This window comes from Cereibacter sp. Soil_C_27, assembly GCF_057657095.1.
Genome location: NZ_JBDGJD010000014.1, coordinates 18,168 through 32,711 on the forward strand (window position 1 = coordinate 18,168; position 14,544 = coordinate 32,711).

Below are 14,544 nucleotides of genomic sequence, written 5' to 3' on the forward strand. Positions count from 1 at the left end.
GAATGTCTGAGGAGATATTAGACCCTGCTGCGCGCGGTCTCTTTGCGCCTCCACAACGTCTGAGCCGGTAGGATCAGGCGTTGGCCGTCCGGCGCGCCACATTTGGCCGCAGGAGCACAGGGGCGATCCGCCAGAGGAACAGGCCATAGCCCGCAGTCCACAATAATGCGGCGATCCAAAGGCCGCTGACCCCGGCAATCTCAAGATCAGGAAGAGCAGCGCGCACAAGCCCAGCCAAGACGACCAAGGCGAAGGCAAGTGTCAAGACGCGGCCCGCTTCCAGCGACCGGCCCGTATGACCAAATGAGGCTCTCATCATCACAGCCACGGTCATACCGCCGGCGGCGCCGATGCCCAGAAGGTGCAATCCTGTGGCACTCGGCAGGATGCCGATGACAGCGAGCGCAGTTGCCAGAAGGCCGAGCGGGATGAAGCAGTAGGCCAGATGCAGCATCAGTAGGAGCGGCGAACGCCATGTCAGCTCCCCATGCCAGCGATGAAGGCGGACGATGTGCAGGGCGGCGGCAATCACCAACACGGCTGCGCTGACCAAAGCGTCAGGGATCACTGTCCAAAGCAGCATTGCGACCGCAGCTGCGACCAGACAGGCTCCGTCGAACCGGTTGAACGGCACCGGCAGCGGCGTCACCTTCTGCTTCACCATCCAGTTCCGCGTAAAGCTGGGTATGATCCGTCCACCAATCAACATGATCAGGAAAATCACCACCGAGAACCCGAACCTGCGGCTAAAATCACTGCTTCCGGTGACCATGGCCTCGAGATGGAAAGTGACGTTTGCGGCGCAGTAGATCAGCACTGGAATGACCACCTTCAGGTTGCCCCAGTTCTTGCCAGCCACAATTTCGGTCACCACCATCGCGGCGATAGCGAACAAAAATCCGGCGTCGATCAACAGGATCAGCAGCGGCCCCGCACCGAAGACCCCGGCAACAGCCAGCCGGCCCACAACCCAGAGCGCGGCCAGCAGCATCAGCGGCAGGCCGCGCGTCGGCATCCGCCCTGTCCAGTTCGGCACCGCGGTGAATAGAAATCCCGCGAGCACGGCTGACGTGTAGCCGAACAGCATTTCGTGGATGTGCCAGTCCAGCGGCGAGAACGGGCCACCTAGCGTCAGCCTGCCGGTATAGGTCAGCATCCAGACCGGGACCGCCAGCAGGGCAAATATCGCCGCACCCAGAAAGAACGGGCGGAACCCATAGCTGAACATGGCTGGGCCGGTGTAGTTGGCGGTCTTCGCCATTTCGGCCTCCGTAAGAAAAAACAGGCGATGCCAAACCGCGCCGCCCGAAGTTACCAGCCAAAGCAGGGACGCTCACAGCTGCATACGGCCTTGCCGCTTGCGGCAGGTTACGTATTTGGCCGACATACGTTATGCAGAGCTAGCCGGACGTTGTGCTGGCGCAACCTTCGGACGCAAATTGAACAAGCTCGATGAAAGCCTTCTGACGACGCTGCCCCCCTTCTCGCGCCTCGACCGATCGCAGATCCGGGAGATCCTCGATCTTGCAAGCTCCCATCGCTACGAAGAAGGCGTGGCTGTCTTCGGCGAAAGCCTACCCGCCGAACGCTTCTTCCTGCTGCTGGACGGCACGATCCGAGTGGTCCGCATCACCCCAAGCGGTGAGCAGATCATCATGCTGCACATTGTCCCCGGCCAGCTCTTCGGAATCGCCCCGGCACTTGGACGCGACACCTATCCGGCAACGGCAATTGCGGCCGCGGAATCGCTGGCGCTGTCTTGGCCAGTAAGGCATTGGGTTAACTTCACCAGCCGCTACGACGGCTTTGCTACGGAGACATACCGCACCGTCAGTGCTCGGCTGGGCGAGATGCAGGGTCGCATCACAGAGCTTGCAACGCAGCACGTCGAGCAGCGCGTGGCGGCGGCCCTTTTGCGGATGGTCAAGCAGTCGGGGCGCAAGGTCGCCAATGGGATCGAGATCGACTTCCCGATCACCCGGCAGAACATCTCGGAAATGACCGGCACCACACTGCACACCGTAAGCCGCCTTCTAAGCGCGTGGGAAAAGCAGGGCATTATAGAAAGCGCTAGAAAGCGTATCGTGGTAACGGCTCCACACCAACTGGTGGTTATCAGCGTCGGGGGCGGCTGAACCAGCCTTGGATTGATAATCACGATGCATGACGGCGGGCGTCTGCTTCGTTGGCTCGAAGTCACCCAGTGTAAAGAAAGTCACCCGGGGCTTCTCGTAGAGCAACTCAAATCTTCCCGAATTGAGCCGCAGCGCGCAACGCGCCGCGGAATTCTGCCTCGTCCAGATGATACTCCTCGCAGGCATCGACCACCGTATGGAACGGCGCGATTGGGCAGCCAAAGCAGAACATGCGGCGATCTAGAAAGACACAACCGGTCGCGGGCCAACGCCTGAACATCTGATCGAGCGTCAGATCAGGGTCATCTATTGTCATGTGTTTCATATGAGGCTCCACACCGCGGAGCAGGCCTCCCGGCTTTCGCGATTATGGCCCAGCCGCTCGCCAGGGTCGTTGTTCTGCGACAACCTTGCGGCGGATGCGTAGCCTGGTTTTTTGCAATCCCAGCCGACAGCTGGCGACCCGGCCCGCCTTATACATGGCGGTCGATGCTGTCCTGCGCCGTCTCAGGAAAGCGCCCGAGAGCTTCAGTGTTCAGATGACCCGGCAGAACCGGACCGCCAGGAATAATGTCTGCAAGGGTGTGGTCGTCGAGCACCGCGAGAAATGCTGCCGTGGCCTTCGAAAGGATCGGCGGAATACGGCAATGAGGCTGGATGCAACAAAGGTTGTCATTTTGGAGGCACTCGACCATCGCAAAATCGGTTTCCGTGGCCCGCAGGACAGCACCTAACTTGATCTGGTCGGGCGAGCGGGACAACCGGTAGCCGCCCGTCCGGCCGCGCTCCCCTAGCAGAAAGCCGACATGGGTCAGCTTCATGACCACCTTCTTGAGATGAGCCTGCGAGATTCCGTAGACCACTGCTGTCTCCGCGATCGTCACGCGTCTGCCATGCGGGGCCGAGGCTGCGAAGACGAGGACGCGCAGGGCATAGTCGCTGAACTTCGTAAGTCGCATCTGATTTCCACTTCACGCCTTTTGACATTTCCCCACGGTTCCGGCGCCATCAATCGGCACCACAGGCCAATCACCCGTCGCGTGCCTCCCGACAAGGCAGCTTAATAAGGACAGATTATATGATCCATATCAAGTAATGCACCGCGCGACTCGTCTAGGTAGGGACGATGACCATCAAGGTGCACCTCTGCCTCTCAGTTCTTCTCAGCCTTGCGCTGGCAGGTTTGGGCATGGGCACAGGCCATGCCGGGCAGATGCCGGGACACACCGAGATGGTGATCTGCTCGGAAGAAGGTGCGGAGACAATCACGCTGGATGCTGCTGGCGACCTCGTCGACCCGGCGAGGTGCGCGCATCACGGGTGCCCGGATTGCCTGCAGCCCGTGGCAGCCACCCTGCCGCCTAGCCTCGTGCATCCGAAGCCCGCCGCAGCCCGTCGCGAAACCTACCTTGCTCAGCCTGCACACCCTTTCGCCCGGTCTGTCGCCACCGCGACCGCCCGCGGCCCTCCGCCAGAGGTCTAATCAATGTCTCTTCCGATGGCCTCCCGACTAATTGCCCTCTGCGCTTCCCTCCTGCTCTCCTTCGCGATGAGCGGGCCCGCGCGGGCTGATGATCCCCTCCTGCCGCAATACCTCGCCGAAGTTCCCGCCGCAGAGTTGGTCGCGGGAGCTGACGCTTACGGCCCGCCGCACAGTGAACTGCCGGTGGCGCCAGTGCTGCAGAGCGGCGAGACGGTGGCCTGGGCCTTTCTCACCTCGGATTTCGTTGGCACCACCGGCTATTCCGGCAAGCCCATCCATGTGCTGGGCGCGGTTGGTCTCGACGGCAAGATGGTCGGCCTGAGGCTCGTAAAGCATTCCGAGCCCATCGTGCTTGTCGGCATCCCCGAAGCAAAGGTCCGCGCACTCATAGAAGGCTATATCGGGTTCGACTTTGTGGAGCATGCCAAGGGCGGCGACCACAAGCTGAACATCATCTCCGGGGCGACCGTGACCGTGATGGTAATCGACGATTCCATCCTGCGCTCCGGGCTTCAGGTTGCTCGGGCGATGGGGCTGGGCGGTCTGCAGGCGGAGATGGCCGCGACCGGTCCGAAGCGCGAACTTGCCCCGGATGCGAATGCGGCGAGCGACTGGCTGACGCTGCTGGGCGACGGAACGGTGCGGCGGCTATCCGTGGACGTGGGCCAGATCAACGCGGCCTTCGAAACCTTGGGCGATCCGCGCGCCATCGCCCGGCCGTTACCTGGCGCTCCGGAAGCGGCTTTCATTGATGTCTATGCCAGCCTTGTCGGCGTTCCGGCTATCGGCCGGAGCCTGCTCGGCGAGGCCGGGTCCGCCAATCTGCAGGGCTGGCTACAACCCGGCGACAGCGCGCTGATGCTGGCTGGTCGGGGCGATTATTCCTACAAGGGGTCGGGCTATGTGCGCGGCGGCATCTTCGACCGCTTCGTGCTGATCCAGGGCGACATCACCATCCGGTTCCGCGACAAGGAACACCGTAGGCTAGGCAACATTGCCGCCACCGGCACGCCCACCCTGCCCGAGATGGACCTGTTCCGCATTCCCGCCGACACAGGCTTTGACCCGACAGCGCCTTTCCGGCTGCAACTGCTGGTGCATCGCGCCGTCGGGCCGATCGAGAAGGTCTTCACCACCTTCGACCTCGGCTATCAACTGCCGCCCGACTACCTAACAGCCTTGGTCGCCCCTGCAATGACCGCGCCTGTTACGGCCGCCCCAGATGTGACCGCCGAGCTGGCCGCCCAAACGGAACTCTGGCAGCGGATCTGGCGCGACAGCGCGGTCGAGATCGCAGGCGTGCTCGCGATGCTGGGCATCCTGACCGCCGCCTTCTTCTTCCAGTTCTGGGTCACGCGGTCGGATCGGCTGTTCTTCTGGTTCCGCATGACCTTCCTGTCCACGACACTGGTCTTTCTCGGCTGGTATGCCAATGCGCAGCTGTCCATCGTCAACCTGATGGCGCTGGTCTCCTCGATGATCACCGGGTTCTCGTGGCAGGCGTTCCTCCTCGACCCGCTGACCTTCATCCTCTGGTCCTCGGTCGCCGCTGCGCTGCTGTTCTGGGGACGAGGGGCCTATTGCGGCTGGCTCTGTCCCTTCGGTGCCTTGCAGGAGCTGACCAACCGTCTGGCAAGAGCATGCCGCGTGCCGCAATGGACGCTGCCCTGGGGGCTGCACGAGCGGCTGTGGGCGGTGAAATACATCCTGTTCCTCGGCCTCTTCGCCGTGACGCTGGCTTCTGTCGAGCAGGCCGAGCATCTCGCCGAAATCGAGCCCTTCAAAACCGCCATCGTGCTGAAGTTCGACCGGGCCTGGCCCTTCGTCCTCTACGCGCTGGTCCTGCTGGGGCTCGGATTGTTCGTGGAGCGGTTCTACTGCCGCTACCTCTGCCCGCTCGGGGCGGCGCTGGCGATCCCGGCGCGGATGAGGATGTTCGATTGGCTGAAACGCTACCACGAATGCGGGAGCCCCTGTCAAACCTGCGCCAATGAATGCCCCGTCCAGGCGATCCACCCGACGGGCGAGATCAACCCGAACGAGTGCGTGAACTGCCTGCATTGCCAAGTGCTCTACCAGTCGGAAGTCAAATGCCCGGTGGTCATCAAGCAGGTGAAGCGCCGCCAGACCATCGCCAAGGCGCGGGACGCATTCGACCCTGCCATCGCAAACCATCCCAATCTGAAGGAACGACACAATGTCTGACAAACCCGAAAACATAGGCATCAGCCGCCGCGGGCTGCTGGGAGCCACCGCCGGCGGGGCAATGCTGGGCGCCTTTGGCGCGCCGCAAGCCGCCATGCTGCTCAGCGGGGCCAGTGTAGCAACCGTGGCTGCAAGCAGCAGTGCGAAGGCGCAAGGCGTGCATGCCAATCTCGCACCCGGCGAATTGGACGAATACTACGGCTTCTGGTCCTCGGGCCAGACCGGCGAAATGCGTATCCTGGGCATCCCGTCGATGCGCGAGCTGATGCGGGTGCCAGTGTTCAACCGCTGTTCTGCCACCGGCTGGGGCCAGACCAACGAGTCGCTCCGCATCATGACCGAGAACATGACCGACAAGACCAAGGCTTTCCTCGCCGCGAACGGCAAGAAGGTTCACGACAACGGCGACCTGCACCACCTGCACATGTCCTATACCGAGGGCAAGTATGACGGCCGCTATCTTTACATGAACGACAAGGCCAACACCCGCGTTGCCCGGGTGCGCTGCGACGTGATGAAGACCGACAAGATCCTCGAGATCCCGAACGCCAAAGCGATCCACGGCATGCGCCCGCAGAAATGGCCGCGCACGAACTATCTGTTCTGCAACGGCGAGGACGAGACGCCGCTCGTGAATGACGGCAAGATCCTTGATGATCCGTCGCAATACGTGAACTTCTTCACCGCCGTGAACGCCGACGAGATGCAGGTCGCGTGGCAGATCATCGTCAGCGGCAACCTCGACAACACGGACGCGGATTATGACGGCAAATACGCCTTCTCGACGTCCTACAATTCCGAGATGGGCACCAACCTCGGCGAGATGATGGAAGCCGAGATGGATCACCTCGTGGTCTTCAACCTCGCCGAAATTGAAAAGGGCATTGCCGCCGGCGACTTTCAGGAGTTGAACGGCGTCAAGGTTCTCGATGGCCGCAAGGGCCAGAACAAGCAATACACCCGCTACATCCCGATCGCCAACAATCCGCATGGCTGCAACATGGCGCCCGACCGGAAGCACCTTTGCATCGCTGGCAAGCTGTCGCCGACGGTGACGGTCATCGACGTGACGCGGATCGACGCGCTGTTCACCAGCGACATCGATCCGCGCTCGGTGGTGGTGGCCGAACCGGAGCTGGGGCTCGGCCCGCTTCACACCGCCTTCGACGGCGCAGGCAATGCCTATACCTCGCTGTTCCTCGACAGTCAGGTGGTGAAGTGGAACATCCAGAAGGCCATCGACGCTCACAACGGCGCGCAAGTCGATCCGATCCTCGACAAGGTCGACGTGCATTACCAACCGGGGCACCTGAAAACCACGATGGGGGAAACGCTAGAGGCCGACGGCAAGTGGCTGGTCTGCCTATCCAAGTTCTCCAAGGATCGGTTCCTGAACGTCGGCCCGCTGAAACCCGAAAACGACCAGTTGTTCGACATCTCGGGCGACAAGATGGTGCTGCTGCATGACGGCCCCAACTTCGCAGAACCGCATGACGCAATCGCAGTTCACGCCTCAAAGATGACCAACATCCGCTCGGTCTGGGACCGGCAGGACCCGATGTGGGCTGAAACCCGCAAGCAGGCCGAGGCAGACGAGGTGGACATCGACGACTTCACGGACGCGATCATCCGCGACGGTAACAAGGTGCGGGTCTACATGACATCCATCGCCCCAGCCTTCAGCCTCGAAAAGTTCACCGTGCAGCAGGGCGACGAGGTCACGATCATCTGCACCAACCTCGACGACGTGGACGACCTGACCCATGGCTTCACCATGGGCAACCACGGCGTCGCAATGGAAGTCGCACCGCAGGCCACCGCCTCAATTACCTTCGTCGCGGCCAATCCGGGGGTCTACTGGTATTACTGCCAGTGGTTCTGCCATGCGCTTCACATGGAGATGCGCGGCCGGATGTTCGTCGAGCCGAAGGCGGCCTGACGATGTGGCGCCCCCTCCTATGCCTCCTGTTCGCACTGGCCACTCCGGTGGCAGCGGCGGAACGGCTGGTGCCGACCGGGGACGGGGCGCTGCTGGTGGCCATTGCCGGGGCCACTCCCGGCGATGTGCTGATCCTCGCACCGGGCCGCCACGATGGCCCGGTGCTGCTCGACCGTCCGTTGACGCTGGACGGGCGGGGACTGGCGGTGATCGACGGTCACGGCAAAGGCAGCGTGATCCGGGTGACCGGCGACGACGTGACGGTGCGCGGGCTGGAGATCACCGGATCGGGCAGTTCACATACCGAGATAGACAGTGGCATCCGCTTGTTGAAGGGGGCCAAACGTCCTCTGGTCGAGGACAACCGGCTGCTCGGCAATCTGGTCGGCATCGACGTGCATGGGGCCAGCGACGCCATCGTTCGCCGCAACACCATCGTCGGGCGGCGCGACGCACATATGAATGCGCGCGGCAACGGCGTCTATGTCTGGATGGCACCGGGCCTGCTGGTCGAGGATAACGACATCCGTTTTGGTCGCGACGGGATCTTCGTCAACGTCTCGAACGACAACGTCTTCCGCAACAATCTGCTCCGTGATCTGCGGTTTGGCGTGCATTACATGTATGCCAACAACAACGAGGTTTCGGGCAATGTCTCGATCGGCAACCACCTCGGCTTTGCCCTCATGTCTTCGCACCACCTGACGGTCACCGGCAACCTGAGCCTTGGCGACCGCAGTCATGGCGTGATGCTGAACGCCGTCAACAACTCGGAGGTCACCGGCAATCTGGTGCGGGGCGGCACAGAGAAATGCACCTTCATCTACAACGCGCAGCGCAATGTCATCCACGACAACCGCTTCGAGGGTTGCGCCATCGGCATCCACTTCACCGCCGGGTCCGAGAAGAACACCCTGACGGGCAACGCGTTCATCGGCAACCGCGAGCAGGTGAAATATGTCGGCTCCCGTGATATCGAGTGGAGCTTCGAGGGCCGGGGCAACTTCTGGTCGGATCACCCGGACTTCGACCTGGATGGCGACGGCGTTGCCGATGGCCGCTTCCGTCCCAATGACCTCATGGATCACATCCTCTGGTCCCAGCCCGCGGCGGCGTTGCTGATCGGCTCTCCCGCCGTGCAGCTGATCCGTTGGAGCCAGGCCAGTTTCCCGGCGACCCTGCCCGGTGGCGTGCTGGATTCCTTCCCGCTGATGACGCCGCTTGCGATTGCCGTCCCCGAAAACATCGCCGCGATGGAGGCCGCCTCGCGGCCCGACTGGGCCAATGGAGAGCTTGACGATGCAGAGCTTGACCCTCTCAGCGGTCACTAAAACCTATGACGGCACCGCGGCTCTGGATGCCGTCGGCTTTGCCGTCGCACCCGGCGAGCGCGTGGCGCTGTTGGGCCACAATGGTGCCGGGAAATCCACACTGATGAAGATCGTGCTGGGGCTAATCCCCTGCGACAGTGGCACGGTGGACGTGCTGGGCCATGCGCCAGGCAGCGCCGCCGCCCGCAACGCAACGGCTTATCTGCCCGAGAACGTCGCCTTCCATCCGGCCCTCACGGGGCTGGAGCAGTTGGCCTACTACCTGCGGCTGCGCGGCGAGAAGCCCGCGCTGGCAATGGGCCTGCTGGAGCGGGTGAACCTCGGCCCTGCGGCGCGGCGACGGATCGGCACCTATTCCAAGGGGATGCGCCAGCGCGTCGGGTTGGCGCAGGCGCTGATCGGCCAGCCGCAGCTGATGGTCTTGGACGAGCCGACCAGTGGGCTCGATCCGGTATCGCGACGCGAGTTCTACGAAATCCTTGACGGTCTTGCCGCTGCCGGAACCGCAATCCTGCTTTCCAGCCACGCGCTGACCGAAGTGGAGGCGCGAACCGACCGCATCGTCATCCTCTCCGGCGGCAAACTGATGGCCGACGACACGCTAGCCGCGCTGCGCCGCCGGGCGAGCCTGCCCACCCACCTGCATATCGCCGCCCGTCCCGACATGGCCGACGCAGTGGCGGCGAGCCTTTCGGGCAGTCGGCGGAACGGGGTGATCGTCGATCTGCTCTGCGGGCACGATGACAAGCTGGCGCGCCTGGGCGAGATCGCGGCCCTCGGCGCGTTGATCGAAGACGTCGAGATCATGCCGCCAAGTCTCGAAGACATCTACAGCCACTTCAGCCGGAGACCCGCGCAATGAGCCGCATCCTTGCCACCGCAAGCGCCGAGATCCGCATTGCGCTGCGCAACCGCTGGGTTGCCATCGTCGTGTTGATGATGGCGCTGTTCTCCCTGGTGCTGGCCGCCGCGGGCAGCGGAGCGACGGGGGCGCTCGGGGCGGACCGACTGTCTGTGACCGTCGCCAGCCTGACGAGCCTTGCGGTCTATCTGGTGCCGCTGGTGGCGCTGCTGATGTCCTTCGATGCGGTGGCGGGGGAAGTGGAGCGTGGCACGCTGGCACTGGTGCTGACGTATCCGATCACCAAGGCCGAGTTGCTGTTGGGCAAGTTCCTCGCCCATTTGAGCATCCTCGCGCTGGCTGTCGCTGTGGGATACGGTCTCGCTGCCGCCTCAGCCTTTGCGCTTGACCCGGAGGCGGCGGCCGGTATGCCCGCGCTGATCCGACTGTTCTGGACCTCGCTGTTGCTGGGCGCGTCCTTTCTGGCGGTCGGCTATGCCCTCTCAGCTGTCGCCCGCCGTCCTGGCGCAGCAGCTGGTCTGGCCATTGGCCTTTGGCTGGTCTTGGTCGTGCTCTACGACCTGGGCCTGCTGGCGGCGGTTGTCGCTGACAGTGGCGGCAGTTTCACGACGCACATCTTCCCCTGGCTTCTGCTGGGCAATCCAGCGGATGCCTTCCGACTCTACAATCTCTCGGCCTCTTCCGCGACTGCGGCGGCAGCGGGTGTCGGCGGCGCGGCCAATGCCATTCCTCCACTGCACGCGCTTCTGTCGCTGCTGCTCTGGCCGCTCGCCGCCTTTGCCCTTGCGGTCGCGGCTTTTCGAAGGATTACGGCATGAAACGCCCGCTGCTTGTCGCCCTCTTTGCCCTGTCCGCCTGCCGGGAAGACGGCGCCATCCGCCCGTTGCCTGTGGCGCTGACCGCCGAGGCGATGGGACATTACTGCCAGATGGACCTGCTGGGACACCCCGGCCCGAAGGCACAGGTGCATCTTGAAGGCTTGGAGGCTCCGCTGTTCTTCAGTCAGGTCCGCGATGCCATTGCCTACCAGCGGATGCCCGAGCAAGAGGGCACCATCACTGCGATCTACGTCAACGACATGGGTGCCGCCGCCAGTTGGCAGGAGCCCGGCATCGACAACTGGATCGAAGCAGAAGAAGCGGTTTTTGTTGCGGGCTCCGCCGCCCGTGGCGGCATGGACGCTCCGGAGCTGGTGCCTTTCGCGACCGAAGCCGCCGCCCGTGACTTCTCCGGACGCGAAGGCGGGCACGTGGTCGCCTTCGGTGCCATCGAAGACAGCGACGTGCTGGAGCCCGCGCTGCCGACAGGCGGCACTGAGGACGAGGCCTATGCGGACACCCTCCGCAAGCTGTCAACACAAAGGCAAGATCGATGACCCTCACCCGCCGCCGCTTCCTCACCATCAGCGCAGCGCTTGCACTAGCACGCCCGGGCCACGCTGCAACCCTTCACCGCGCTCAGGGGCAGGCGCTCGGCGCACGCGCCACGATTCTGCTGGCCCACCCAGACGCGCCGCAGATCGCTGCACGCGCTTTTGCCGAGATCGCTCGGCTGGAGCAAATATTCAGCCTCTACCGCGCCGACTCCGCCTTGACCCTCCTGAATGCTAAAAGCCGTCTGGACGCGCCGCCCTTCGAGCTGCTGGAATGCCTCGGCCTATGTGACGGCGTGCATGCCGCAACTTCTGGCCTGTTCGATCCGACCATCCAGCCTCTCTGGGCCAGCTATGCCGCCCATTTTGCTGCCGGACACGCCCCGGATGCAGCTGCGATCCGCACGGCAGTTGCTGCAGTTGGCTGGCAGAAGGTGAAGTTCGACGAGAGCACGATACGCTTGCAGCAGGGGATGGCGCTGAGCCTGAACGGCATCGCGCAAGGCTACATCGCCGATCGGATAACGGCGCTTTTGGGTGCCGAGGGGCTGACGAACATTCTAGTGGATACCGGTGAGTTCCGCGCGCTTGGCAGTCACCCGAATGGCGGCGATTGGCCGGTGCAACTAGCGACAGGCGGAAGCGTGCCGCTCCGCGATATGGCGCTGGCAAGCTCCGCCCCCCGCGGCACAGTCTTCGACGAGGCTGGTCAAGTCGGACATATTCTCGATCCGCGCACCGGCTATCCTGCGGAGCTGCGCTGGCAGCTGGTCAGCGTCACCAGCCCGAGTGCCGCAGTGGCAGATGCGCTGAGCACGGCGTTCTGTCTGATGAGCCGAGATGAAATCGACAGGGCGCTGGCGAAGATGCCTAATGCGCAGCTTGCTGGGCTGAAAGCGTAAGGTTAAGTGGCTTGCTCGAACCTGCCACGCTCAAATCCTTCCGCTTGAATTCTTTTCATTAGCATGCCGCCACTGTGGCTCAGATCGTGCAGAGTTGGGGAATATTCATGTGAAGAGCACTTCTAAAGACCGCATCCGGCATCCGGGGTTGCGGGAGCGGGTGGTTTCGGCAGAGCAGGCCGCGGGCCATATCCGAGACGGGATGGTGGTTGGGATGAGCGGATTCACCCGCGCAGGCGAGGCCAAGGCCGTGCCGATGGCACTGGCGGCGCGGGCAAAGACCGAGCCGCTGAAGATCGCACTTATCACCGGGGCGAGCCTCGGCAACGATCTCGACAAGACGCTGGCCGAGGCGCATGTGCTGTCGCGCCGCATGCCGTTCCAATCCGACCCCGCCCTGCGCCGCGCGATAAACGCGGGCGAAGTGATGTTCATCGACCAGCATCTGTCAGAAACGGTGGAACTGCTGCGCACCCGGCAGATTCCGGGGGTGGATGTGGCGGTGATCGAGGCGGTGGCGATCACCGAGAACGGTGGCATTGTGCCAACGACCTCAGTTGGCAACTCGGCCAGCTTCGCCATTCTGGCCGAGAAGGTGATCGTCGAGATCAACCTGAGCCAACCTCCCGTGCTGGAGGGGCTGCACGACATCTATATTCCGACCTACCGGCCGAACCGGATGCCGATCCCGATCGTCACGCCGGAAAGTCGGGTCGGACTGCCATTCATCCCGATCCCGCCGGAGAAGATCGCGGCCATCGTGGTGACGGAAAAGCTCGACAGCTCCTCCACCATCCTCGACCCAGACCATGACACGCGGGCGATTGCTGGACACCTGAGCGAGTTCCTGCTGGACGAGGTGAAGAAGGGGCGGCTGGATCACACGTTGCAGCCGTTGCAAGCCGGGATCGGCACGATTGCCAATGCGGTGCTGCACGGCTTTCTCGACACGCCATTCCACGGGCTGAAGATGTATTCCGAGGTGTTGCAGGATTCGACCTTCGATCTGATCGATTCCGGCAAGATGGTGTTCGCCTCGGGGTCGTCGATCACGCTGTCGGCGGAAAAGTATCGGCAGGTGCTGCCACGGCTTGCGGAGTACAAGCCGAAGCTGATCCTGCGGCCGCAGGAGATCACCAACCACCCGGAGGTGGTGCGGCGACTTGGCCTCATCTGCATTAACACGGCGCTGGAGTTCGACATCTACGGCAATGTGAACTCGACACATGTGATGGGCACCAGCATGATGAATGGCATCGGCGGGTCGGGCGATTTCGCGCGCAACGCATATCTGTCAGTCTTTGTGACGAAATCGTTGGCCAAGCATGGGCATGTGTCGTCGGTGGTGCCGATGGTAAGTCATGTCGACCACACCGAGCATGACGTGGACATTCTGGTGACCGAAATCGGATTGGCCGATCTGCGCGGACTGGCCCCGCGCGAGCGGGCGGCGGTGATCATCGCTAACTGCGTGCATCCAAGCTACCGCGAAGCGTTGCAGGACTACTCGCGACGCGCGCTGCTGCGCGGTGGCCATACGCCACATGTTTTGGAGGAAGCGTTGTCCTGGCACGTGCGGCTGCGGGAAGCAGGGCGGATGAACTGAGATTCGGCGGATCGGCCCAGAAAATGTTCGCGCCCTGTAAGGACAGCCAACGGAGTTGATCCGACCGGAAGGCGCCATCTTTCCAGATGGCGTCCCTTTTGCGCGAATGGACGCTTACTTCGTGATTTGCGGGAACAGGACGTCGAAGCGCTTCTTCGACTTTCCCTTCTGCGGAACGGCAAGTGCCGCCTCAAGGTTCACCGGGGAGCCGACATCGATCATCCCCACCATACCCATGCCGGCATGGGGCGTGCATTTGATGCCGTAGATGCCCTCCTGCGTGAAAGTGACCGAGAACTCCTCGCCCATTTTGCTTTTGAACGCCTCGGCACCTTCAGGCAGCATGCCCTTGATCGTCTCGACGTTGTGGCCCTTGTCAGTTGGCTGGAACACCACGGTGTCGCCGGGGTCAATGGCGGTGAAGCCGGGCTCGAACACCATGATGCCATCGACACCCTTGTTGAGCATCTTCACTTCGAAGGTGGCGGCGGTGGCAGACCCGCAGAGCATCAGCGTGGCAAGAGTCGTGGCGCAGAGATACTTGAACATCTTTTTTCCTTTGGATTCTTGTGGCGACATTAGCCTGTGCTGCGCACCGGCTCTTTGCGCCTCCACAACATCCGAGCGCATTCTGGTCTGCCCCCTGAAAAGTGGTCCTCCCTGAGGTAGGCTTTTGAGCCCATTGGAGGATGAGAAAATGGCACAGAAG

The 14,544-nt window shown here is 62.8% G+C and carries 14 protein-coding genes; 10 read left to right on the forward strand and 4 right to left on the reverse strand.

Annotated elements, in window-relative coordinates; translation table 11 throughout:
- Window positions 1–73: 73 nt before the first annotated feature.
- Window positions 74–1,261: an NnrS family protein gene (locus AC3A5Z_RS23585; RefSeq protein ID WP_487521710.1), complete on the reverse strand. Its 1,188-nt coding sequence runs from the start codon at window positions 1,259–1,261 to the stop codon at window positions 74–76.
- Between the two features lie 178 nt (window positions 1,262–1,439).
- On the opposite strand from AC3A5Z_RS23585, the gene AC3A5Z_RS23590 reads away from it, so the two are divergent.
- Window positions 1,440–2,135, forward strand: coding sequence for a Crp/Fnr family transcriptional regulator (locus AC3A5Z_RS23590; RefSeq protein WP_487521711.1), 696 nt, complete (start codon window positions 1,440–1,442; stop codon window positions 2,133–2,135).
- Between the two features lie 106 nt (window positions 2,136–2,241).
- On the opposite strand, the gene AC3A5Z_RS23595 is transcribed toward AC3A5Z_RS23590, so the two are convergent.
- Both AC3A5Z_RS23595 and AC3A5Z_RS23600 read right to left on the reverse strand, forming a co-directional pair.
- Entirely contained in the window at window positions 2,242–2,460 is a 219-nt protein-coding gene (locus AC3A5Z_RS23595; RefSeq protein ID WP_487521712.1) for a DUF1858 domain-containing protein, read from the reverse strand.
- A gap of 148 nt (window positions 2,461–2,608) precedes the next feature.
- Window positions 2,609–3,094, reverse strand: a complete 486-nt coding sequence (locus tag AC3A5Z_RS23600; protein WP_487521713.1) for an RrF2 family transcriptional regulator — start codon at window positions 3,092–3,094, stop codon at window positions 2,609–2,611.
- Between the two features lie 167 nt (window positions 3,095–3,261).
- Here AC3A5Z_RS23600 and AC3A5Z_RS23605 point away from each other — a divergent pair, with 167 nt between their 5' ends.
- From AC3A5Z_RS23605 to scpC, 9 genes are all read left to right on the forward strand, one after another.
- Window positions 3,262–3,618: a hypothetical protein gene (locus AC3A5Z_RS23605; RefSeq protein WP_487521714.1), complete on the forward strand. Its 357-nt coding sequence runs from the start codon at window positions 3,262–3,264 to the stop codon at window positions 3,616–3,618.
- 3 nt (window positions 3,619–3,621) lie between these two features.
- The gene (locus AC3A5Z_RS23610; RefSeq protein ID WP_487521715.1) at window positions 3,622–5,823 is read left to right on the forward strand and encodes a 4Fe-4S binding protein; all 2,202 of its coding nucleotides are present in this window, start codon (window positions 3,622–3,624) and stop codon (window positions 5,821–5,823) included.
- Window positions 5,816–7,762 (forward strand): TAT-dependent nitrous-oxide reductase, encoded by a 1,947-nt coding sequence (gene nosZ, locus AC3A5Z_RS23615; protein WP_487521716.1) that lies wholly within the window; start codon window positions 5,816–5,818, stop codon window positions 7,760–7,762. The genes AC3A5Z_RS23610 and nosZ overlap by 8 nt, the downstream gene beginning before the upstream one ends.
- A gap of 2 nt (window positions 7,763–7,764) precedes the next feature.
- The gene (locus AC3A5Z_RS23620) at window positions 7,765–9,093 is read left to right on the forward strand and encodes a nitrous oxide reductase family maturation protein NosD (RefSeq protein WP_487521717.1); all 1,329 of its coding nucleotides are present in this window, start codon (window positions 7,765–7,767) and stop codon (window positions 9,091–9,093) included.
- Window positions 9,062–9,955, forward strand: a complete 894-nt coding sequence (locus AC3A5Z_RS23625) for an ABC transporter ATP-binding protein (protein WP_487521718.1) — start codon at window positions 9,062–9,064, stop codon at window positions 9,953–9,955. Before AC3A5Z_RS23620 ends, AC3A5Z_RS23625 begins: the two co-directional genes overlap by 32 nt.
- Window positions 9,952–10,773, forward strand: a complete 822-nt coding sequence (locus AC3A5Z_RS23630; RefSeq protein ID WP_487521719.1) for an ABC transporter permease — start codon at window positions 9,952–9,954, stop codon at window positions 10,771–10,773. Before AC3A5Z_RS23625 ends, AC3A5Z_RS23630 begins: the two co-directional genes overlap by 4 nt.
- On the forward strand, window positions 10,770–11,330 hold the full coding sequence (locus AC3A5Z_RS23635) for a nitrous oxide reductase accessory protein NosL (protein WP_487521720.1): 561 nt from the start codon (window positions 10,770–10,772) through the stop codon (window positions 11,328–11,330). The genes AC3A5Z_RS23630 and AC3A5Z_RS23635 overlap by 4 nt, the downstream gene beginning before the upstream one ends.
- Window positions 11,327–12,229 (forward strand): FAD:protein FMN transferase, encoded by a 903-nt coding sequence (locus tag AC3A5Z_RS23640; RefSeq protein ID WP_487521721.1) that lies wholly within the window; start codon window positions 11,327–11,329, stop codon window positions 12,227–12,229. The genes AC3A5Z_RS23635 and AC3A5Z_RS23640 overlap by 4 nt, the downstream gene beginning before the upstream one ends.
- 109 nt (window positions 12,230–12,338) lie before the next feature.
- Window positions 12,339–13,835, forward strand: a complete 1,497-nt coding sequence (gene scpC / locus AC3A5Z_RS23645) for a succinyl-CoA:acetate CoA-transferase ScpC (RefSeq protein ID WP_487521722.1) — start codon at window positions 12,339–12,341, stop codon at window positions 13,833–13,835.
- Window positions 13,836–13,949: 114 nt separating this feature from the next.
- Here scpC and AC3A5Z_RS23650 read toward each other — a convergent pair whose 3' ends face one another.
- A complete protein-coding gene (locus AC3A5Z_RS23650; RefSeq protein ID WP_487521723.1) occupies window positions 13,950–14,384 on the reverse strand; it encodes a pseudoazurin in 435 nt (144 codons plus the stop codon).
- Window positions 14,385–14,544 lie beyond the last annotated feature (160 nt).